Source organism: Kitasatospora sp. NPDC057542, assembly GCF_042801945.1.
Classification (GTDB): Bacteria; Actinomycetota; Actinomycetes; order Streptomycetales; family Streptomycetaceae; genus Kitasatospora.
In genome coordinates this window covers 1-21,001 of record NZ_JBHVFE010000008.1, presented here as the reverse complement: position 1 = coordinate 21,001, position 21,001 = coordinate 1, and the positions used below count along the sequence as shown (strand labels likewise).

The following is a 21,001-nucleotide window of genomic DNA, read 5'->3' as shown; positions in this document are numbered from 1 at the left end:
CGGTCCCCCACTTCCGCGATCGACCCGCCCCATTGTGGAGGGGCCCCGCTGCCGAGGGAAGGGCTGTAGGCCGTGGCCGGTTCCGCCGCCGGTGTTAGGGTGATCGGAAAGTCGGCTCGGAGGCTCGGAGGTGCTGAACAGTCGTGCGGGCGACCAGGATTGCCGGGTCCACGGTCCGGTCCGCCACCCGCCCGGGCCTGCGCTCCGCCGCCCGGTCCGCGGTGCGCCGCTCCCCCGCCGCCGCCGGCTATCTCCTCCTCGGCCTCGGCACCGGTCTGGCCGCGCTGGTCGCGCTCGGCCTGCTGCTCGTCGTCCTCGCCCTCTGCCTGGTCGGTGTGGGCCTGCTGCTCCTCCCACCAGCCCTGCAACTGCTGCGCCGCTACGCCGAGTTCCACCGGCGGCAGGTCGGCCGTCGACTGGGCGGCGACCGGCTGAGCACGCCGTACGGCGACCGGGTGTCCGTGCGCGACCCGGCCGTCCGCAAGGACCTGGCGTGGCTGCTCACCCACGGCACCGCCGGAACGGTGTTGTGCGGGGCTGCCCTCACCCTGTGCAGCCACGCCGTCAACTGGCTGACCGCGCCGGTGTGGTGGCAGCTCCTGCCGACCGAGCGCGGGAAGATCATCCTGCTGACCGTCGACTCCTGGCCGGTGGCCACCGCGGCAGCAGCCGGCGGGGTCGGCTACGCCGTGATCGCCCTGGCCGCGCTGCCGGCGATCGCCGACCTGCACGCCCGGGCCTCCCGCCGACTGCTGGTCGCCCGGCCCGGCACCTCGCTCGCCCTGCGCGTCCGGGAGCTGACCACCAGCCGGTCCGAGGCGCTGGACGCCCACGCCGCCGAACTTCGCCGGATCGAACGGGACCTGCACGACGGCGCCCAGGCCAACCTGGTGGCCGTCTCGCTCCGGCTCGGCATGATCCGCCGTGCGCTCGACCGACGCCCGGAACAGGCAGCCGAGTTGGTGGACTCCACCCAGCTCGTCGCCGAGCAGGCCCTGGAGTCGCTGCGCGCCCTGGTGCGCGGCATCCACCCGCCGCTGCTCGCCGACCGCGGCCTCGCCGAGGCCGTACGGTCGCTCGCCGACCGCTGCGCCGTGCCCACCCGGGTCGGGCTGGACACCCCCGGCGCATCCGCCGGCCCGCCGCCGCGCGCACCGGCCGCCGCCGAGGCCGCGGCCTACTTCGTGGTCTCCGAGGCGCTCACCAACGTCGCCCGGCACAGCGGCGCCCGCAGCGCCCTGGTCCGGCTGCGGGTCACCGCCGACGCCATCGCCGTCCGGGTCGAGGACGACGGCCGGGGCGGCGCCGCCGAGGGCGCCGGCAGCGGGCTGCCCGGCCTGCGCCGGAGGGTCGCCGCATTCGACGGGACCACCCGCCTGTCCAGCCCGCCCGGGGGCCCGACCGTACTGGAGGTGGAGATCCCGTGCGGATCCTGATCGCCGAGGACAACGCCCTGCTCCGCGAGGGCCTGGTCCTGCTGCTGCACAGCGAGGGGCACGAGGTGTGCGCGACCGTCGAACACGGCGACGACCTGCTGCCCGCCCTGCTCGACCACCGCCCCGACGTCGCCGTGGTCGACGTCCGGCTGCCGCCGGACTTCCGCGACGAGGGCCTGCGCGCCGCCGTGGAGGCCCGCCGCCGACTGCCCGCGCTGCCCGTCCTGATCCTCTCCCAGTACGTCGAACGCGCCTACGCCGGCGAACTGCTCGCCCAGAGCGCCACCGGCGTCGGCTACCTGCTCAAGGACCGGGTCGGCCACACCGAGGAGTTCCTCCAGGCGCTGCGACGGGTCGCCGGGGGCGGTACCGCGATGGACCCGGAGGTCATCTCCCAGCTGATGGCCCACCGCACCGGCCCCGACCCGCTGGCCGCCCTCACCCCGCGCGAGCGCGAGGTGCTCGCCCTGATGGCCGAGGGCCACAACAACCCGGCCATCGCCCGACTCCTCTTCCTCGCCGAGAGTTCGGTGAACAAGCACATCGGCAGCATCTTCGGCAAGCTCGGCATGCCCACCCCCGACACCGGACACCGCCGGGTGCGCGCCGTCCTCACCTACCTGCGCACGCTCGCGGACGAGTGACCCTCCGCCGCTCGCCCGTCCTCCGAAGCCTCCAACCGCAGCTGCTCCTCCTCGACGATCAGCGCCGCCAGCGACCGCTCCGACACGTCCACCGCCTCCGGGGTCGACTCCGCCACCTCGCTGCGCCGCGCGTAGTCGTCGAACAGCCGGCCCTTCGCCCGCAGCAGGTCCAGCATCCGCTGGTCGACGCTGTCCGTCGCCAGCAGCCGGTGCACCCGCACCCGGCGGACCTGCCCCATCCGGCGCGACCGCGCCACCGCCTGCTCCTCCAGGGTCGGCTTGACCTGCGGCTCGCACAGGATCACCACCGAAGCCGCCTGGATGTTCAACCCCACTCCCCCGGCCTGGATCTGGCAGAGCAGCACCGCGTGCCCGGGCGCGGCGCCGAACCCGTCCACCACGTCCTGCCGCCGCACCGAGTCCAGGGAGCCGTCGACCGGCCCGAACGACCGCTGCTCCAAGGCCATGTGAACGGCCGCCAGGACGTCCCGGAAGAACGAGAAGACCACCACCTTCAGCCCGCTGTCCGCCGCCTCCCGGACGATCTCCAGCAGCCGCTTCAGCTTGGCCGACTCCGCCGGGTCCGCGTACCCGGCCCGGCGCATCGCCGGGAAGTTGCCCGCCGCGACGGCCGACCGGTAGGCGGCGAGGTCGGCCGGCGAGAACTCCTCCCACTCGTCCACGTGCACCACCTCGGGCAGCTCGGTGAGCACGTCCCGCTGGTTGCGGCGCAGGTACGCCGGGGCGACCGCCTTGCGGAAGGCCACCGGCCCGGCGGCCGCCGAACCCTGTTGGGCCAGCGGCATCAGCTCGGGCCGGAGGTACCGCACCAGGCTGCGGAACTCCTCCACCCGGTTCTCCATCGGCGTCCCGGTGAGGAACAGCACCCGCTCCACCCGCTCCGCCCAGGCGGCCACCGCCCGGGAGCGCTGCGTGGCAGGGTTCTTGACGAAGTGCGCCTCGTCCACCACGACCATCCCGACCTCGACCGCCTCCGCCGCCTCCGCGACCTCCGGACGGCGCAGCCCGTCGAAGGTCACCACCGCGACCCCGCCGTCCCGGAGCCACTCGGCGAGCGCCGCCTCCCGCTCCTGGCCGTGCACCCGGAACGCCCGCAGGGTGCTGCGCGACTCGATCTCCCGGGTCCAGTTGATCAGGACACTGGCCGGGCAGACCACCAGGAAGTGGGTGCTCCCCCGCGCCCGCAGGTGCGCCAGCACGGCGATCGCCTGCACCGTCTTGCCGAGGCCCATCTCGTCCCCGATGATCACCCGTCGCTGGGCGAGCGCGAACCGCGCCCCGAAGGCCTGGTAGCCGCGCAGCGAGACCCGGCAGTGGGCGTCGTCCAGCGGCTCGGCCCGTACCCGGTCCGACAGTTCCTCCGGCAGGAACCCCTCGGCGGCGGAGGGTTCGGCGCCGGCCTCCTCGACGATCCCGCCGAGCACTCCGTAGTAGTCGGCCGAGCGGAGCTCGAAGTCCGTCCACGCCTCGACCGGGTCGACCGGTGGGCGCAGCAGGTCGACCGAGGCCTGGGCGAGCAGCACCGGGACCTCCTGCGCCCCGAACCCGGCCAGCACCTTCTCCAGCCGCTCGACCGCCGCCTGCGCCTGCGCCCGCCGCTCCCGCCCGGCGAACAGCCCGCGCAACACCCCCCGGGCCGGCCGCGCGCCCGCCACCAAGGGCTCGACCTCGGCCTGGACCCGCTCCGCGGTGTCCCTGGCCCGCCGCGCCTCCGGCCCGGCGGCCACCAGCCGCTGGAGCGTCACGACCAGCGCGGTGCTCATCGTGTCCTGCTGCTCGACGTCCAGCCGCACCGCCACCGTCTCCTCGACGGCCCGGGCGATCTGCCCCGCCGCGGCCAGGGCCTGCGCCGCCGTCTGCGCCCCGACCCCCGGGATCAGCCGGAGCGTGTAGCCGGAGGCCTCCACCACCTGCCGTACCGTCCCCAGCCCGGCCGCCTCCAGCGCCCCGACCCGCAGCCGCCCCTCGGTCACGTCCCGGAGCCGAGCCACCGCGATGGCCCCCAGCTCCTCCCGCACCAGCCGGTCCCGCAACGCGACGTACGCCAGCCGCGCCTCCTCCACGGCCCCCCGGTGGTCCGCCACCACCGCCGCGGCCGCCACCCGCAACCGCTCCGCCTCGGCGAGGACCACCCCGGGCCGCCGCCCACCCCGCCGCCGCTCCCCCACCGTCCGACCCCCGTCTCGCTCCGTGCACCCAGGGGCCCCATGATCCCACCCGCCGACCCGGCCCTGCCCGTACGGAACCACGGCGGTGACGCCCGGCGGTAGGCTCTCGCCAGGCAGGGAGGGGCGGACAATGGCCAAGGTCGTCTTCGTACACGGTGTCGCCAAGCAGTACCTCAGCGAGGACTCGCTGGCGCGGGACGTCGTTCCCGAACTCATGGGCGGCGCACGGCTGGCGGGCGGCCCCGTCCCCGAGCCGACGGACGTGGCCGTCGCCTTCTACGGTGACCTGTTCCGCCCCCGGGGCACCCGCGCGGGGTCCGAGCCGAACTACGACGCCTCGGACGTCGAGACCGAGGAGGAGTTCCGACTCCTCATGGCCTGGTGGGCGGAGGCCGCCCGGACGGACCCCGGCGTCCCGGCCCCGGACGAGACCGGTACCCGCGGGGCGGTCGGCTGGGCCCTCTCCCAGTCGCTCAGGATCCGCAGGGTCCGCGCAGCCCTCGACGCGCTCACCGGCGCCCGGTACCTGCGCGGCGTCCTGGATGCGGCGCTGATCGGCAGTCTGAAGCAGCTGGCGCGCTACTTCGAGGACGAGCGGATCCGCGAAGCGGCCCGTGCGCGGTTGGCCGCGCAGATCGGCTCGGACACCCGGGTGGTGGTGGCCCACTCGCTGGGCTCCGTCGTCGCCTACGAGACGCTGTGCCAGGAAGGCCGCCCCGACTGGGACGTCCGGATGCTCGTCACCCTGGGCTCGCCCCTCGGCATGGGCGCGCTCGTCCTCGACCGCCTCCGGCCCGAGCCCCTGGACCGCAAGGCCAGGTGGCCCAAGCCGCTCCGGGCCTGGACCAACATCGCCGACGCCACGGACATCGTCGCCGCCGTGCGGGAACTCCGCCCGGCCTTCGGCCCTCGGGTCACCGATGTCCCGGTGAACAACGGATCCCACATGCACGACGCGACCCACTACCTCACCGCGGTGGAGACCGGCCGGGCTGTCGCCGCAGGGCTGAAGTAGAAGGAGACCGGCCGGCCCCATGCGCTACCTGATCGCTGCCGGTACGTCCACGTACAGCGCCGGCGAACTGCCGTACCTCGCGCACGCCCTCGACGACGTCGAGCGGGTCGCCGAGTTCCTCACCTCTCCGGAGATGGGCTACACCCGGGTGCTCGCGGAGGTCTCGCGCGACCCGGTGTCCGCGGACTTCGAGGACGCTCTCTCCGACTGGTGCACGAGTGGCGAGCTCACCGCGGAGGACGTGGTGGTCGTGTACTACGCCGGCCACGGTGAGCAGCCGAACCCGGGCGCGCCGTACCGTCTCGCCTGCGCCGACAGCCGGTTCAGCCGGCCCCGTTCCTGGCTGTCGCCGCAGAACATGGCCGAGATCCTGGCGGCCTCGCCGCTGCGGAACGTCCTCTTCGTCATCGACTCCTGCCATGCCGCTCATGGCTCCACGGAGATCCAGGTCATGACGGACGGAATCGTCGCGTCGCGGCCTCGCGGCGACGACAACGGGGCCGGCACCTGGGTCCTCGCCTCCGCCCGTCACCGTGACCTCGCCGACGACGGCGCGTTCGTGTCCGGGTTCATCGAGGTGTGCGCGGCGGGCGACGGGCCGTCCCAGCGGTACCTCTCTCCTTCCGCGGTGGCGGCCAAGGTCAATCAGGCATTCCTGGCGGCGGGGGCGCGGCAGCGGGCCGCGTGCTCCTCGAACCACCAGGGCGCACAGCCACCGTTCTTCCCCAATCCCGGCTACGACCCGAGCGCGGAAGTCGGCGAGCGGGAGGAGACGGGCGACTCGTCCGACCTCTCTTCGCACTTCGAGCCCCGAGGGCGGGGCGTGGAGCACGTCCATGACCCGGGGTCGTACTTCACGGGCCGTCGCACAGCACTCAACCAGCTCTACGACGCCATGAACGGGCAAGGCGGGCAGGGGGCGCTGGTCGTCACCGCCTCACCCGGCTCCGGGAAGTCCGCCGTGCTGGGGCGTTTGGTGCTGGAGGGCCACTCCGACGCCTCCGCGAACGCCCGCCACCAGAGCCTGGAGGCGCTGGTAACGCGTCTGGCTGCGGCGGCTGATGTCCGAGCGACTGATCCGGCGGCCCTGCTCACGGCGCTCGCCAAGCGGCAGGCGCCGCTGCGCGTCGTGATCGACTCCCTCGACGAGGCCGGCCCGGCCGGCGACCGGGCCGAGGCGCGACGCATCGCCTGGGACCTGCTGCGTCCGCTCGGCGCCGTGCCGTGCGTGCGACTGGTCGTCGGGTCGCGTCGCGAACTGCTGCCGCACATCGGCGAGCAGGTCAACTCCATCGACCTGGACAGCGCGGAGTACGCGGACGACACGAGCACAGCGGAGTACGTGCGCCGCATCCTCGGAGACGCCGGTTCGCCGTACGCCGGTTTGGAGGAGCGGATCGGCGTCATCGCGGCCGAGGTCGCCCGGCGCGCTGGGCACTGCTTCCTGGTGGCACGCATGACGGCGAGCGCGCTGTTGCGCGGGGAGCTGCTGGACACGACTGTCCCCGGATGGGCGGAGATCCTCCCGTCGGATGTCGGTGGCGCCTTCGAGGCCTACCTGCGACGCATCCCCCAGCACCGTGCCGAGGCGGTGATGGCGCTCCTCACGGCACTGGCCTTCGGCGAGGGCCACGGACTGCCGCGCCGGATCTGGCTGCTGGTGGCCTCCCGGCTGTCGGGCATCCCACTGCGGGAGGCGGACATCGACGCGTTGGTGGAGGAGGACGGGTCGTACCTGACCTGGGCTGAGGTGTCGGGCACCAAGCACTTCCGCCTGTACCACCAGGAACTCACGGACTACCTGCGGCAACGTGCTCTCAAGGTCCGCGACCTCCAGGATGTGCAGGAGGGGTTCGTCGAGGTCCTGCTCGACCTGACACCCGGCCGGACCTGGGCACAGGCGCTGCCGTACGTGCGCCAGCACCTGGCCACGCACGCGGCGGCGGCCGGATCGATTCAGGGGCTCGTCGAGGACCCGGCCTTCGTCCTGGCCGCCGACCCGACCGGGCTGCTTCCGGCCGTGCGCCACCACTCGTGCGATCCGGTGCTGGCGATGGTGGTCGAGCGTTTCGTGGGTCTCGTTGGACCCCCTGACACCGACCGGGCTGCGCTACTGACATTCGCAGCCGAATCCAACGGGGCCATGGCCTTCGCCAGGCGAACAGAGGAGCTGTCTTCGTCAGTGCAGCGCGTCCGGATCGAAGCCAGGCCCGTCACTCCGCACCGCATCGTAGGCCGGCATCACGAGAGGACGTACTCAACCACGGCGATGACGGGCCGATGGCAGATCGACGACCTCGTATTGCCCGACAAGGACCGTGTGGTACTTGCGGTCGCCCTTGGGCAGTCCGATGTCTATGTCTGGATGATCGACACGCCCGCCGCCTCCGCAACACTCCTCCACCCCTCGCGCATTCGCGGCATGCGGGCGCTGCCCGCTCATACGGGCCACCCGCTTGCCGTCACCCTCGACGACCTGGGCGATCTGCGGCTCTGGAATGTCAGCGACCAGACCGTCGTCCACCACATCCGAGGTGAACGCTTCGATGAAATTCTGGATGCCGGCGAATTGAAAAACGGCACTTCCGTGGTGGTCTGCCGTTCTGAGGATCATGTAGTCGTCATCGACTCATCAGGCAGGACACTACTGAAGGAACCTTTCACCTCCAAGGGGCCGAATAACAGCACCACTGCCGCCCTTGTGTGGCATGGCAACGGTACGCCCCATCTCGTAGTGTGCGACTTCGAAGGCGGGAAGGTCATCGCCTACGCCGCCGACGAGGGTTGGCGCAGAAATGTCTTGTTGAGCAATCTACGAAAACCAAAGCTCCTTAACCGATCGACCCGGAAGCTCGGGTCTGCACTAGTTGCCATCTGGGAACCGGGCAGGAGACCCGGCAGTCCCGGATGTGTGAAGATTTTGGACTGTGGATCGGCTCAGATCGTGGCTGCAGACCGGAACTCGCATACCCAACCCCGCGGCAAATTCGTTCGACTCAAATCTCGCGATGTTGCTTTTGTAGCCTCTTCCTGGGAAGACACCATCATCTATTCAACCGGAACCGGCCAGGTCACCAGGGCCGGCACAGACGTCGACATCCATTCCCTGTTCACTCCGCTGACACCAGCCAGCGCGAGTGGCACATATGCCGTCGGCGCATCCTTTGGCGGCAGTGTAAACATCGTCGACTGCGAAAACGGATCATCCGCCGGAAGGGCCTTGCACGGCCATGAAGGCACGGTCTGCGGCCTCCACACACTTGCCTCACTCGACGCCCACTCACAGGATGTCCTAACCGTCAGCAACGACGGCACTGCCAGACTGTGGCATGTGCTTTTCGACGACCATCGAGTCGAACGATTCGCCGAGGACGACCAGGGAGGAACGGGCGACAAGGCGACAACGGTCCTCATTCACGGCTGGTCCGCCCGTTCTCGAGAGTTCGTCGTCGGCTCGTGGCATGGCCTCAGGTTGGTCGACAACGATGCGCTGGATCACAGCACACACACGCCGCTAGTCGCTCACCATCTGACCGACACGCACATGTCAGAGCTTGGAACTCAAACAGAAGGGGAGGACGGGACGCTCAACCTGCTGGGGAAGATCGAGGAAATCATAGACACAGCCGAGGAGTCTCACGCCAAGGCAATCTTCTCATGGCAACAACTCCACGCCGACGGGACAATTGAATGCACTCGGCCCGAAACCCTCGCCATGACCCCCTGGGAAACATCGTGTCACTTGATCCCACCGACTCTCCAACATCCCGGCACTCGACTGGTCGGATTCGATCCGGAGAACGGGCACATCTTTGCGGCGACATCCCCCAAGGCTCAAGTCGGCATTGACATCGCCCCTTGGGATATTGATATTGACTCAACAATGGTCTTTACCGCTGGATTTTCGGACCCCAGCGGCCATGCCATGCTGCTTGTCGCCGTTCGACAGGCGGCAACTTCCGGCGATTTTACAGCAAGCGGCTATTACACCCATGAAGATCTGCCCGGCGCCGACGCTGCTTCACGTGGATACCTGTGGGACACAACCTCTCGACAACCGGTTCACGGCAAGCCGATCATCCTGCCGGACAGAATAAAGTCGCTGGTACCGCATCACGGTGATTGCGGAACTCGTTATGTCGCCATGGCTGGTGCGGACGGTCGCGCAGCCGTTCTTGACCTGGAGTGCGGCGAAATCCATGCCGTGCACTCTGACCGACAGGTGACCGGCCGCCGCACACTTCGAAATGCCACCAACGGCCACGGATATTATCTCAGGTGGGCGGACACACAAACCGGCAAACCAGTCCTGGCATACATGGCCGGACTCGGTCGCGACGATACCGTCCTTTCCCCCGTCGTCATCTGGGACTCCGCCCACCCCGGAGCCCCCGCCCGCGAGCTCCCCGTCCGGGCGCGCCGGCTCCTCTGGACGGGCTTGGCCCCGAGCGGCGATTCCCTCCTCGCCATCAGCGACGAGTTCGGGATCAGGCTGTTCACCCTTCCCGATGCCGAGGAGGTGTGGTCGACCCCCCTCCCCGCTCTCGTCACCTCGCTCGCGGCCCGACCCCACAGCCCCCACCTCGACCTCGGTGTCGCCACCCAGCAGGGCGTGGTCCTGATCCGGCCCCGCCTCACCCCGTACTGGCAGCGGCGACTGTTGCAGAAGCCCTGAGGTCGCGCCCTACGCCCGGATGCGACGGAAGACCACGACCAGCAGGGCCAACGTGAGCGCCACCAGGATGCCGGCCTCGACGAGTTGGACGGGGACGAGGTGGTCGGCCGGGTGGTAGCGGAGCCAGGAGGCGGTGGCGCCGTCGCAGTCGGTGCTGAAGCTGAAGCCGCAGCTGCTGGTGCTGACGCGGGTGCCGTCGGGGAGGACGACGCCGCGGTCGAGAAGCCAGGAGTTGGTGGGGTGGGTGGTGCGCAGGGCGGCCACCCGGTCCACGGCCGGATAGAAGGAGGGGCGCGCCCAGAGGACGAGGCCGTGGGTGGCGGCGACGAGGGCGCCGGTGAGGAACATCGCGGGCAGGGTGCGGCGGACGAGTTGCCCGACGAGGACCCCGAGGATCAGGGCGAACAGGGACCACGCGATCGGGGCGAGGCCGAGGGCCGGGTAGGTGAAGAACTGGAACGGCGGGTCGAAGGCGACCGGGCCGTGCACGATGTCCGTCCACCACACCCAGGTCATCAGCACGGCGAGCACGCCGCTGGCGGCCAGGACGGCGAGGCCGGGGACGGCGAGGCGGACGGCCAGCCAGCGGATCGGGCTGACGGACTGCGCGCGGATCAGGCGGATGGTGCCGCGTTCGTACTCCTGGGCCAGCAGCGGGGCGCCGATGAACACGCCGATCAGCAGCGGGAGCGCGGTGACGGCGGGCTGGAGGACCTGGAGGTACCAGAAGTTCGGGTGGTCGATCTGCTGGAGGAGGTTCCAGCACTGGGGCCTGTCCCAGGTCTCGGGGTCGTAGCAGTCGGTCCGGCGCAGGTCGCTCACGATCCGGCTGCAGGCGATGTGGATCCAGAGGAGGTCGGCGACCGCCAGGATCAGCAGGGTGCCCAAGGTCCAGAGGAGGAGCCGGTTCTGGCGGAGTACCAGCCAGAAGAGCCCGCGCAGGCCGGGGGCCGCGGAGTCGACCGGAACGGCGGCGCGGTCGGGCAGGACGGTCGTGCTCATGCGGCCACCTCGTTCGGGTCGTTCGGGTCGTGCGGCTTGGCGGGTGCGCGGAGGTAGCCGAGCAGCAGGTCCTCCAGGCTCGGCCGCTCGCTCTCCCACGGGCCGTCCACCGGTTCGTCGGTGCGGACCAGGGCGATGGCCCGGCGGCCGCTGACGCGCTGCTCGACCACGGACCCGGCCGGGAGCACGGAACCCTGACCGGCCGGCCCGGTGAGCAGCCGGTGCCCGTCGAGGATCTCGTCCAGGTCGCCGGCCAGCCGGATGCGCCCGCCCTGGACGAGGAGCAGGTGGTCGATGACGCCGTCCAGTTCGGGGAGGATGTGCGAGGACAGCACGATGCCGGTGCCGCGCTCGGCGGCGGCCGACATCAGGGTGCCCATCAGCTGGTGCCGGGCGAGCGGGTCGAGGTCGGCCATCGGCTCGTCGAGCAGCATCAGGTCGGGGAGCTTGCCCAGGGCGAGGGCGAGGCAGACCCGGGTGCGCTGGCCGCCGGAGAGCGAACCGATCCGCGCCCTGGTGTTCAACTCGCCCTGTTCGACGATCTGTTGGGCCAAGCTCTCGTCCCACACCGGGTTGAGCTCGCGGCCCATCCGCAGTGTCTCGGCGACGGTGAGGCCCTGGTACAGCGGCTTGTCCTGCGGCACGTAGGCGACCCGGGCGCGCAGCTCGGGTGCGCCGGCGGTGGCGCCGAGCACCTGCAACCGGCCCTCGGTGGGCTTGAGTTGGCCGGCGGCGAGGGCGAGCAGGGTGCTCTTGCCCGCGCCGTTGGGCCCCACCACGCCGCAGATCCGCCCGGCCGGGACGGTGACGTCGCAGTCGCGCAGGGCCCAGCCGCTTTGGTACTTCCTGCCGAGGCCGGTGGCCTCCAGGGCAGATTCCAGGCCCGCTTCCTGCGCGGCCCCCAGCACGGGCGCCGACGCGGGCGCCGTGGTCGTCGGGTCGTCCACCCGGTCCCCCACTGTTCTCGGTTCGGTGTTGCCGGGGAGGCTCAGGCCCCGGTGTCGGAGTCCACGGCTCCGGAGCCGGCCCCGGTGCCGGAGACCCCGGTGTCGAAACGCTGCTCCAGGACGGAGGCCATCAGCGCGGCGATGTCCTCGCGCTCCAGTCCGGCCCCCCGGGCCTGGTCCACCCACCCGACCAGGTCCGCGCGCAGCGGCCCGTCCGCCGCCGCCTCCGGCCGGGCGAGCGAGCGCCGGACGAAGGTGCCGAGCCCCGGGCGGGGTTCGACCAGCCCTTCGCGTTCGAGTTCGCGATAGGCCTTCAGCACGGTGTTGGGGTTGATCGCGGTCAGCTCGACCACCTCACGGGCGGTCGGCAGCTTGTCCCCGGGCTGGAGCAGTCCGAGCCTCAGGGCCTGCTTGGTCTGCTGCACGATCTGCTGGTAGGTGGAGACGCCGCTGCGCCGCTCGATGCGGTACTCGATCACCCGCGTTTTCAGCCTTTCACTAGTTCAATAGTGGAATAGTGGCCCACTGCGGCGCTCGGGTCAAGCTGGACCCGGGGGTCCCTTACGGGGGCTCTCAGGGACGGTGCAGCAGGAGCAGGCCGTCCTGCTCGACCAGCGGCAGGTAGCCGCGCTCCCGGTAGACGGCCAGCATCCGGGCGGTGTCGGCGGTGGCGCACGGGGACTGCACGCTCGGGTCGCGCAGGTCGACGGCCACCCACTGCGGTCCGGGCCCACCGGCGCCTGGCACACCAGGGTGACCTCCGCCCGGCCGGTGAGCTGGGCCGCCAGCCGGTTGGAGGCGGCCACGGTGGCGTCGTCGGGTATCCGGCGGAGCAGCGCCCGGGTCTCGGTGAGCCGGGGCGAGGTGCGCCAGGCTTCGGGCATCACCACCTCGTGCAGCGGGTAGAGCGGCAGCGTCACGGCGGTCACCAGGGCGCTGACGACGAGCGCGCGCCTGGCACGACTCGCGTCAAGACGGCGCAGGACGTCCACGAGGGCCGCGAGCGCGATCGGCATCAGCACCGCGCTGTAGTGGTAACTGACGCCCCAGTAGTGCGAGTTGGACGACAGCAGCCGCCAGGCGAGGGTGGGCACGCAGAGCAGGAGGAGCGGCGAGCGCACGCCGGCGAAGCCGGCGGTGGCGGCGAGCAGGAACAGCAGCAGCCACTTGACCGGCGGCCAGCCGAGCTGCAGCGGCAGCACCCAGAGCGAGGGCTGCCCGCCGCCGTCCAGTTGCCGCCAGTAGTCGAAGCCCCCGCTCGGGTTGAACGCCGGCAGCACGACGAGCACGGTGAGCGCGGTCGCGGCGAGGCCGACGGCGGCGAGGGCGAGCCCGGGCAGCGGACTGCGGTGCCGCTCCCGGCGGGCCTGCCAGGCGATCAGGGCGCCGACGGCGGCCACGGTCAGCCCCAGGTCCTCCTTGACCAGCAGCAGCGGCAGCGACCAGAGCGCGGCGGCGAGCGGTCGGCGCCGGCCCAGTGCGGTGGCGGCGAAGGCGAGCAGCGGGACGGCGAAGGCGATCTCGTGGAAGTCGTCGGCCGCCGCCCGGACGATCCCCCAGGAGGCCCCGGTGGCGCAGCCGACGAGCAGCGCCACCCGCGGCCCGGCCACCTCGTGGGCCCAGCGGGTCAGCGGGACGACGGCCGACGCCATCAGCAGCGCCTGGGCGATCACGAGGGTGAGCGGACTCGGGAAGGCCCGGTAGACGGGGGCGAGGACGGCGATCAGCGGGTGGAAGTGGTCCCCGAGCAGGTGGTAGCCGGGCCCCTTGAGCGGCACGATCGGCGCCTGCCCGTGGGCGTACGCCCGGACGGCCTGCTCGAAGATGCCCAGGTTGTAGGCCTTGGTGAGGCCACGCCGGTGCCGGTTGACGGCGACGCAGGCGTACAGCGCGGCGAACCCGGCCGCCAGGCCCCAGGCGAGCACGGCAGGGCGGCGGGCGAGGAGGGTCGCGAACCGGGCGGATGACGCGGGCGGGGTGGACGACGCGGGAGGAAAGGCTCGGGGCGGGGAGGCGGGATCGGAAGCAGGAGCGGAAGCGGGCGCGGACGGGGAAGCGGGCATCAGCAAAGTACCCTTTCACTATTTGATTAGTGGAAGGGTGGTGGAAGCCCGAAGCGGCCGTCAAACCCGGTCGGACGACGACGACCGGGCCTTCGGCGTGCCCTCAGGAGCCCTCGATCCGACTCACTCCGCCCAGTCGGAGCCCCTGATCACCTCCACGAAGTCGCCGCGCTCGAAACCGGGCACGAAGTGCGCGAGCACGTCCGCCTTGACGTTGCCGAAGGTCGTGTCCGGGCGGCCCTTGATGCCGTCGGTGAACGCCGCCAGGATGCGGTTCTTGAAGTCGGGCCGCGGATGGGCGGCGACCACGGCGGCACGCTGCTCCTCGGTGAGGGCGTGGTAGCCGATGCCCAGGACGTCCAGCTCCACCCCCCGGGTGACCAGGGCGACCTCCGGCGCCATGTGCAGCGGGATCTCCGGGGTGGTGTGCAGCGCGATGGCCGTCCAGACCCGCTGCGCCGGCTCGCCGGTGATGCCGTGGGCCACCAGGAAGCGGCGGGCCTCGTCGGCCCCGTCGATCTCGAACCGCTGGTCGGTCCGGGCGAAGCGGCCGGTGAGGCCGAGGTCGTGGAACATCGCGCCGACGTACAGCAGCTCCGGGTCGAACTCCAGCCCCTGCTCGGCGCCGCGCAGCGCCCCGAACAGGAACACCCGGCGCGAGTGGTCGAACAGCAGGGGCGAGGCCGCCTCCCGCACCAGTTCGGTCGCCTCACGGGCCAGGGCGCTGTCCGGGATGCGCACGCCCGCGATCGTCTCGTTCGTCATGACTTCCTCTGCTTTCGGGGCCGTTCGGTTGACTCCTCCACCCTCGCCCGGTGGCGTAGGCTGCCGCCATGTCCGTACAGACACCTGTACCTCGGATTCGGACATGACGCGCCAGGTCGCCTTCCTCGTGTTCGACGGGGTGACGCTGCTCGACGTCAGCGGTCCGCTGGAGGTCTTCCACCAGGCCGGCCGGCTCGGCCACCCGTACGGGACCCTCCTGGTCTCCCCTTGCGGGGGCACCGTCACGGCCTCCAACGGCGTGGCCCTGGCGGACACCGCCGCACCGCAGGACGCCGACGCGCCCCTCGACACGCTGGTCGTCGCCGGAGCCGACCACCTCGCCACCCGGGGCCCCGACGAGCACCTGCTCTCCGCCGCGGACGGCCTCGCCGGGCGGGCGCGGCGGGTCGCCTCGGTGTGCAGCGGCGCGTTCGTGCTCGCCGCGCTGGGGCTGCTCGACGACCGCCGGGCCACCACCCACTGGCGCCACGCCCCCGCCCTCGCGCTCCGCCACCCCCGGGTGCGGGTCGAGCCCGACGCCCTGCACATCCGGGACGGCCGGTACCACACCAGCGCCGGCATCAGCGCGGGCATCGACCTGGCCCTCGCCCTGGTCGAACACGACCACGGTGCCGAGACCGCCCGTGCCATCGCCCGCGAGCTGGTCGTCTTCATGCAGCGCCCGGGCGGCCAGTCGCAGTTCTCCACCGCCCTGGCCACCCCGCCCGCCCGCAGCGACCTGCTGCGCACACTCACCGACGCCGTCCTCGCCGACCCGGCCGCCGAGCACACCCTGCCCGCGATGGCCGCCACCGCCGCCGTCAGCCCCCGCCACCTGACCCGGCTCTTCCAGGCCGAGCTGCACACCACCCCCGCCCGCTGGGTCGAGCGCGTCCGCCTCGACCGCGCCCAACAGCTGCTCCTCGACGGCCACGGCGTCACCGCCGCCGCCCGGCTCAGCGGCCTGGGCAGCGACGAGACCCTGCGCCGCGCCTTCGCCCGCCGCCTGGGCACCACACCGACCGAGTACCGCAACCGCTTCGCCACCACCAGCGACCTGGGCACCTGAACACCCGACGGGCTCCCCGCGACAGGCGCTTGACCTTGACGCTGCGTCAGGGTCGGAGGCTTGCCGCATGACGAACGAGAGCACTCCCTCCACTGCGCTCCACCCCCCGGTCGGCGGGTTCCAGGAGATCGACGGCCGCCGCCTCTACCTGCACCGCCAGGGCACGGGCGGACCGGCCGTCGTCCTCCTGCCCGGCGCGAGCGCCATCGGACTGGACTACTTCGGTGTCCAGCAAGGGGTTTCGCAGTTCACCACCGCCGTGGTGTACGACCGTGGCGGCACCGGCTACAGCGACGAGGCCGCGCTGCCGCGCACCGCCACCGAGGTCGCGGCCGAACTGCACGCACTGCTGCGTGCCCACGGCGTTCCCGGCCCGTACGTCCTGGTCGCGTGCGCGCGGGAGCGGATCTGCCCGACGTCCCGGTGATCGCGCTCACCCCGCTGGGTGTCGACCCCGGCCAGCAGGCGCTGATGTCGGAGGAACTCCTCCAGGCGATGCACGACGGCAAGACGCGGCTGTACGCGGACATGGTGGACCGGGTCTCGAACGGGGAGCAGCGCATCCTCTCCGACACCGGGCACAGCCAGTTCGTCTTCGAGCGCGTGGACGCCGTGGTGCAGGCGGTCCGCGACGTCGTGGACCGCGCGGGCCGCGCCTGGACTCGGCCCGGCCACACTCGCCGACGGAACCGGAGCGAACGGTGCTCACGATCAGTCGACTCGCGGCAACCGCAGGCGTGACCGTGCGCACCGTCCGCCACTACCACCAGGTCGGACTGCTGCCCGAGCCCGAGCGCGACGCCTCCGGCTACCGCCGTTACAGCGCGCAGGCCGCGGTGGACCTCATCCGGATCAGGCCCCTCGCCGACGCCGGGGTTCCGCTGGCCCGGATCGACGCGCTGCCGCACGCACAACCCGAGGAGTTCGCCGCCGCCCTCACCGGCCTCGACGCCGAACCGGAGCGACGGATCGACCAACTCACCGAGCACCGCCGCCGGATCGCCGACCTGGCGAGCGGCTCGCCCTGCCGTCCGAGGTGGTCGCCATCCTGGACCGGATGCGCGCGCTCGGGGTCAGCGAGCGATCCGTACGACTCGAACGCGACACCTGGATCCTGCACCAGGCCCTCGACCCGGAGGCCATGCGCCAGGGCATCCGGGAGAAGAACGCCAGCTTCGACGACCCCGAGACGATGCGGCTGTTCCTCCTCTGCGACCAGTCGCTCGACTGGGAACCGGACGATCCACGCGTGGACCGGCTGATCGACGACCTGGACGCCTGGGAGGCCGCCCACGGGCGGGACAGCAGCCGGCCCGGGAACCAGGCGGTGATCTTCTCCCGGATCGCCGAGGCCTCGCCGACCTGGCAGCGCATCCTCGACGTGCTCGCCCACCTCGCCCAGCAGCGCCGCCTCGCCCAGCAGTGCAGCCCCGCCGAACAGTGCAGCCCCGCCGAACCACGCCGCTCCACCGCACCCCGCGGGACCGCCGGATCGCGCCGCCCCGTCGAGCAGCGCCGGACCGCCGGCCCGGCACGGAAGCGTTGACGTCTGATTCACGCCAGCCCAACCCCCGGTCGGCTTGGTGGACTTCGGGTCACACACCCGCCGCCCACCGACAGGACCTCCGGCATGCCGACCGGCACCACCCTCAACCCCGCACCGCCCGCCCCGAAGCGCCGCCCCCGGGGCGGCGGCACGCTCGCCGTCCTCGCCGTGACGACCGGCGTCTTCTCCATCGTCACCACCGAGATCCTTCCGATCGGCCTGCTGACCCCGATCGGCGCCACCTTCCGGATCTCCGCCGGCACGGCCGGGCTGATGATGACCCTGCCGGGCATCGTCGCCGCGGTGGCCGCACCCGTGGTGACCGTCGCGACCAGGCGCGCGGACCGGCGGACCATGCTCTGCGCACTGCTGCTGGTCCTCACCCTCGCGGACCTGCTCAGCGCGTTCGCCCCCGCCTACTGGGCGGTGCTGACCGCCCGGATCGCCCTCGGGCTGGTCATCGGGGCGTTCTGGTCGATCGGTTCCGGGCTCGCCCCGCGCCTCGTCCCCGAGCACCGGCAGGCCCGGGCCAACACGCTGATCTTCTCCGCCGTCCCGCTCGGCTCGGTGCTCGGCGTACCGGCGGGGGTGTTCCTCGGCTCGCTGGCCGGCTGGCGGGCCGCCTTCCTCGCGATGGCCGCGCTGACCCTGCTCGCCCTGGTCGCCCTCCTGCGGTCGCTGCCGCCGCTGCCCCCGCTGACCGTCACCGGGCTGGGCGTGCTGCGCGGCCTGCTGGCCGGACGGGGCACCCGTACCGGCATCGCCGTGACCTTCCTGATCGTGCCGGCCCACTTCGGCAGCTACACCTACGTCACCCCCTTCCTCACCGACACCACCCACGCCGGCACCGGCCTGATCACCGCCCTGCTCCTCGTCTACGGCGCCGCCGGGCTGCTCGGCAACGTCCTGGCCGGCGGCCGGGCGGCCGGGGCACTGCGGCCGGTGTTCGGTGCGGCGGCCCTCCTGCTGGCCGGCGCGGCGCTGCTGCTGCCGCTACTGGGCACCGGTGGTCCGGGCGCCGCCATCCTGCTGACGCTCTGGGGCGTGGCGTACGGCGCCGTCCCGGTCTGCTCCCTCACCTGGTTCCTCGCCGCGGCCCCGCACGCCCCGGAGGGCGCCGGCGTGGTGTTCACCTCGGCGTTCCAGGCCGCCTTCTCGACCGGCGCGCTGACCGGCGGCGTGGTGGTGGACCACTCCTCCCCCGGCACCGTCATGCTGCTCGGCGGGACGGTCGCCCTGCTCGCCGCGGCCGCCGTGTGGCGGTACGGCCACCGGATCCGGCCCGAGCCGGCGCCGTGACGCGACCCGACGCCGTGACACGGTTGGCACCCGTGGGCCGGCCAAGGCCCTCACCCGGTCGGCGCCCTGACACACCTGCGGCCGGGCTCTGGCCGTCCGCACCGTCCGTGGTGAGAATGCCGGGGTGCCGTCGGCCCGGCCGCCCAACAGCGGGGCGGGCAGGCGGCGCCGCCGGCCGGGACGGTCCCGGGCGGCCGAGGGCGGAAGGACGGCGAGCGGGATGGACCAGACGTTCCACGGGCGGTTCGGCGACTACCAGAACGAGATCTACCTGCACGGACTCGACGGCGTGCTGCCGACGATGCCGATGACCTTCGCCGAACTGGAGGCGCGGGCGAGCACGGCGCTGTCGCCCTCGATCCTCTCCTACGTCGCGGGCGGGGCGGGCGACGAGTCCACCCAGCGTGCGAACGTCGCCGCCTTCGGGCGGTGGGGCCTGGTGCCGCGGATGATGGTCGGCGCGAGCACGCGGGACCTGTCGGTGGAGCTGTTCGGCCTGCGACTGCCGACCCCGCTGTTCATGGCGCCGATCGGGGTGATCGGCCTGTGCGCGCAGGACGGCCACGGGGACCTGGCCAGCGCCCGCGCCGCCGCCCGGACCGGCGTGCCGATGGTCGCCTCCACGCTGACGGTCGATCCGCTGGAGCAGGTGGCCGCCGAGTTCGGCGACACCCCCGGCTTCTTCCAGCTCTACACCCCCACCGACCGGGCGCTGGCCGAGAGCCTGGTGCACCGGGCGGAGGCCGCGGGCTACCGGGGCATCGTCGTCACCCTGGACACCTGGGTCACCGGCTGGCGCCCGCGCGACCTGGCCACCGCCAACTTCCCGCAGCTGCGCGGCCACTGCCTGGCCAACTACACCTCCGACCCGGTGTTCCGCGCCCGCCTCGCCAAGGCGCCGGAGGAGGACCTTCAGGCGGCCGTCCTGGAGTGGGCAGGCGTCTTCTGCAACCCACTGACCTGGGACGACCTGCCCTGGCTGCGCTCGCTCACCGACCTGCCGATCCTCCTCAAGGGCATCTGCCACCCCGAGGACGTGCGCCGTGCCAGGGACGGCGGCGTCGACGGCATCTACTGCTCCAACCACGGCGGCCGCCAGGCCAACGGCGGCCTGGCCGCCCTCGACCTGCTCCCCGACGTGGTCGCGGCCGCCGACGGTCTGCCCGTCCTCTTCGACTCCGGCATCCGCTCGGGCGCCGACGTCGTCAAGGCACTCGCCCTCGGCGCGACCGCCGTCGGTGTGGGCCGCCCGTACGCCTACGGCCTGGCCCTGGAGGGCACCGACGGCATCGTCCACGTACTGCGCTCCCTGCTCGCCGAGGCCGATCTCCTGATGGCCGTCGACGGCTATCCCACCCTCGCCTCCCTCCGCGCGGACGGCGCCCTGCGCCGGACCTGACGCGGGACCAGTCCGCGGTGTCCACCCGCAACCGGTGGGGCTTGCCGGGGCATTCGGGACGGCCCTACGCTCGAACGGCACAAATCGGGTCCGTACGTTCCCGCACGCTGGGAGGTCCGCCATCATCCGCGTCCTGCTGACCGCCTTCGAACCGTTCGGCCGCGATCCCCTGAATTCGTCCCTGGAGGCGGGCCGGCTGGTCGCCGCCGGTCCGCCGGCCGGAGTGGCCCTGGAGTTCGCCGGGCTGCCCTGGGTGTTCGGCGACTCGATCACCGAACTGCGCCGGGCGGTGGCCCGGTTCGAGCCGGACCTGGTCATCGCCACCGGTCAGGGCGGCAACCGCCCTGACCTCACGGTCGAGCGGGTCGCGATCAACCTCGACGACGCCGTCCGGGCGCCCGACCGGAAGGGCAACCAGCCGGTCGACCAGCCGGTCGTGCCGGACGGCCCGGCCGCGTACTTCTCCTCCCTGCCGGTGAAGGCCTGCGTGGAGGCGGTCCAGCAGGCCGGCATCCCGGCCACCGTCTCGCACACCGCCGGCACCCACCTCTGCAACCACGTCTTCTACGGGCTGGCGCACCTGATCGCCACCGAACGCCCGGAGCTGCGCGGCGGGTTCGCACGCCTGCCGTACCTGCCGAGCCAGGCATCCGGCCGGGAGAAGAGCGCGTCGATGTCGGCGGAGACGGCGGCCGAGGGCATCCGCATCCTGATCCGCAGCGCCGTGGCCGCCCTCCACTCACCGCCCGTCGGCACGGCGCCCGCAGCGCGCCGACGGACCTGGCTGTCCCGCCGGAGCGTCTGACCCCCGAGACGTCGGGCGGGGTGCTGGTGACGGCCCGTCGGTCCCCCAAAACGCGAAGAACCCCCATCCGGGTCCCGGATGGGGGTTCTTTCTGAAGAATTGTTCGGCGGCGTCCTACTCTCCCACAGGGTCCCCCCTGCAGTACCA

General features: G+C 72.3%; 17 protein-coding genes and 1 pseudogene. 12 read left to right on the top strand and 6 right to left on the bottom strand.

The window, feature by feature from the left end:
• Positions 1 to 143: 143 nt before the first annotated feature.
• Together ACFU7Y_RS02295 and ACFU7Y_RS02290 are read left to right on the top strand one after the other, a co-directional pair.
• Positions 144 to 1,436 (top strand): sensor domain-containing protein, encoded by a 1,293-nt coding sequence (locus tag ACFU7Y_RS02295; RefSeq protein WP_380766125.1) that lies wholly within the window; start codon positions 144 to 146, stop codon positions 1,434 to 1,436.
• Entirely contained in the window at positions 1,424 to 2,080 is a 657-nt protein-coding gene (locus ACFU7Y_RS02290) for a response regulator transcription factor (RefSeq protein WP_224279641.1), read from the top strand. The genes ACFU7Y_RS02295 and ACFU7Y_RS02290 overlap by 13 nt, the downstream gene beginning before the upstream one ends.
• Here the strand turns inward: ACFU7Y_RS02290 and ACFU7Y_RS02285 are convergent.
• Positions 2,053 to 4,233, bottom strand: a complete 2,181-nt coding sequence (locus tag ACFU7Y_RS02285; protein WP_380766124.1) for a DEAD/DEAH box helicase — start codon at positions 4,231 to 4,233, stop codon at positions 2,053 to 2,055. The genes ACFU7Y_RS02290 and ACFU7Y_RS02285 overlap by 28 nt on opposite strands.
• A 166-nt stretch (positions 4,234 to 4,399) precedes the next feature.
• Between ACFU7Y_RS02285 and ACFU7Y_RS02280 the strand changes: the two genes are divergently transcribed.
• Together ACFU7Y_RS02280 and ACFU7Y_RS02275 are read left to right on the top strand one after the other, a co-directional pair.
• Positions 4,400 to 5,284 carry a hypothetical protein gene (locus ACFU7Y_RS02280; RefSeq protein ID WP_224279645.1) on the top strand — a complete coding sequence of 295 codons (885 nt, stop codon included), beginning with the start codon at positions 4,400 to 4,402 and terminating at the stop codon, positions 5,282 to 5,284.
• 19 nt (positions 5,285 to 5,303) lie between these two features.
• Positions 5,304 to 9,959, top strand: coding sequence for a caspase family protein (locus tag ACFU7Y_RS02275; protein ID WP_380766122.1), 4,656 nt, complete (start codon positions 5,304 to 5,306; stop codon positions 9,957 to 9,959).
• Between the two features lie 9 nt (positions 9,960 to 9,968).
• Here the strand turns inward: ACFU7Y_RS02275 and ACFU7Y_RS02270 are convergent, their stop codons facing one another.
• The 5 genes from ACFU7Y_RS02270 to ACFU7Y_RS02250 form a co-directional block, all read right to left on the bottom strand.
• The gene (locus tag ACFU7Y_RS02270; protein ID WP_224279648.1) at positions 9,969 to 10,961 is read right to left on the bottom strand and encodes an ABC transporter permease; all 993 of its coding nucleotides are present in this window, start codon (positions 10,959 to 10,961) and stop codon (positions 9,969 to 9,971) included.
• Positions 10,958 to 11,908, bottom strand: coding sequence for an ABC transporter ATP-binding protein (locus tag ACFU7Y_RS02265; RefSeq protein ID WP_224279650.1), 951 nt, complete (start codon positions 11,906 to 11,908; stop codon positions 10,958 to 10,960). Before ACFU7Y_RS02265 ends, ACFU7Y_RS02270 begins: the two co-directional genes overlap by 4 nt.
• 41 nt (positions 11,909 to 11,949) lie before the next feature.
• The gene (locus ACFU7Y_RS02260; RefSeq protein WP_224279659.1) at positions 11,950 to 12,387 is read right to left on the bottom strand and encodes a GntR family transcriptional regulator; all 438 of its coding nucleotides are present in this window, start codon (positions 12,385 to 12,387) and stop codon (positions 11,950 to 11,952) included.
• Positions 12,388 to 12,447: 60 nt separating this feature from the next.
• Positions 12,448 to 13,833, bottom strand: coding sequence for a DUF2079 domain-containing protein (locus tag ACFU7Y_RS02255; RefSeq protein WP_380766120.1), 1,386 nt, complete (start codon positions 13,831 to 13,833; stop codon positions 12,448 to 12,450).
• 261 nt (positions 13,834 to 14,094) lie between these two features.
• Positions 14,095 to 14,736, bottom strand: coding sequence for an HD domain-containing protein (locus ACFU7Y_RS02250; protein WP_224279664.1), 642 nt, complete (start codon positions 14,734 to 14,736; stop codon positions 14,095 to 14,097).
• Between the two features lie 103 nt (positions 14,737 to 14,839).
• Between ACFU7Y_RS02250 and ACFU7Y_RS02245 the strand changes: the two genes are divergently transcribed.
• The 8 genes and pseudogenes from ACFU7Y_RS02245 to pcp all read left to right on the top strand — a co-directional run bounded on the left by ACFU7Y_RS02245 (position 14,840) and on the right by pcp (position 20,854).
• On the top strand, positions 14,840 to 15,805 hold the full coding sequence (locus ACFU7Y_RS02245; RefSeq protein ID WP_380766118.1) for a GlxA family transcriptional regulator: 966 nt from the start codon (positions 14,840 to 14,842) through the stop codon (positions 15,803 to 15,805).
• A gap of 67 nt (positions 15,806 to 15,872) precedes the next feature.
• Positions 15,873 to 16,232 (top strand): alpha/beta fold hydrolase, encoded by a 360-nt coding sequence (locus tag ACFU7Y_RS02240; protein WP_380766116.1) that lies wholly within the window; start codon positions 15,873 to 15,875, stop codon positions 16,230 to 16,232.
• Positions 16,196 to 16,546: a hypothetical protein gene (locus tag ACFU7Y_RS02235; RefSeq protein ID WP_224279677.1), complete on the top strand. Its 351-nt coding sequence runs from the start codon at positions 16,196 to 16,198 to the stop codon at positions 16,544 to 16,546. Before ACFU7Y_RS02240 ends, ACFU7Y_RS02235 begins: the two co-directional genes overlap by 37 nt.
• Positions 16,507 to 16,641 (top strand): annotated as a pseudogene (locus tag ACFU7Y_RS02230) (MerR family DNA-binding transcriptional regulator); the annotation flags it as partial. The gene ACFU7Y_RS02235 and the pseudogene ACFU7Y_RS02230, both read left to right, overlap by 40 nt.
• 221 nt (positions 16,642 to 16,862) lie before the next feature.
• Complete coding sequence (locus ACFU7Y_RS02225; protein WP_380766167.1) at positions 16,863 to 17,351, top strand: hypothetical protein; 489 nt, start codon at positions 16,863 to 16,865, stop codon at positions 17,349 to 17,351.
• Between the two features lie 84 nt (positions 17,352 to 17,435).
• On the top strand, positions 17,436 to 18,650 hold the full coding sequence (locus tag ACFU7Y_RS02220) for an MFS transporter (RefSeq protein ID WP_380766113.1): 1,215 nt from the start codon (positions 17,436 to 17,438) through the stop codon (positions 18,648 to 18,650).
• 220 nt (positions 18,651 to 18,870) lie between these two features.
• Complete coding sequence (locus ACFU7Y_RS02215) at positions 18,871 to 20,049, top strand: lactate 2-monooxygenase (protein ID WP_380766111.1); 1,179 nt, start codon at positions 18,871 to 18,873, stop codon at positions 20,047 to 20,049.
• Positions 20,050 to 20,170: 121 nt separating this feature from the next.
• The gene (gene pcp, locus ACFU7Y_RS02210) at positions 20,171 to 20,854 is read left to right on the top strand and encodes a pyroglutamyl-peptidase I (RefSeq protein WP_224279683.1); all 684 of its coding nucleotides are present in this window, start codon (positions 20,171 to 20,173) and stop codon (positions 20,852 to 20,854) included.
• The last annotated feature ends 147 nt before the right edge of the window (positions 20,855 to 21,001 follow it).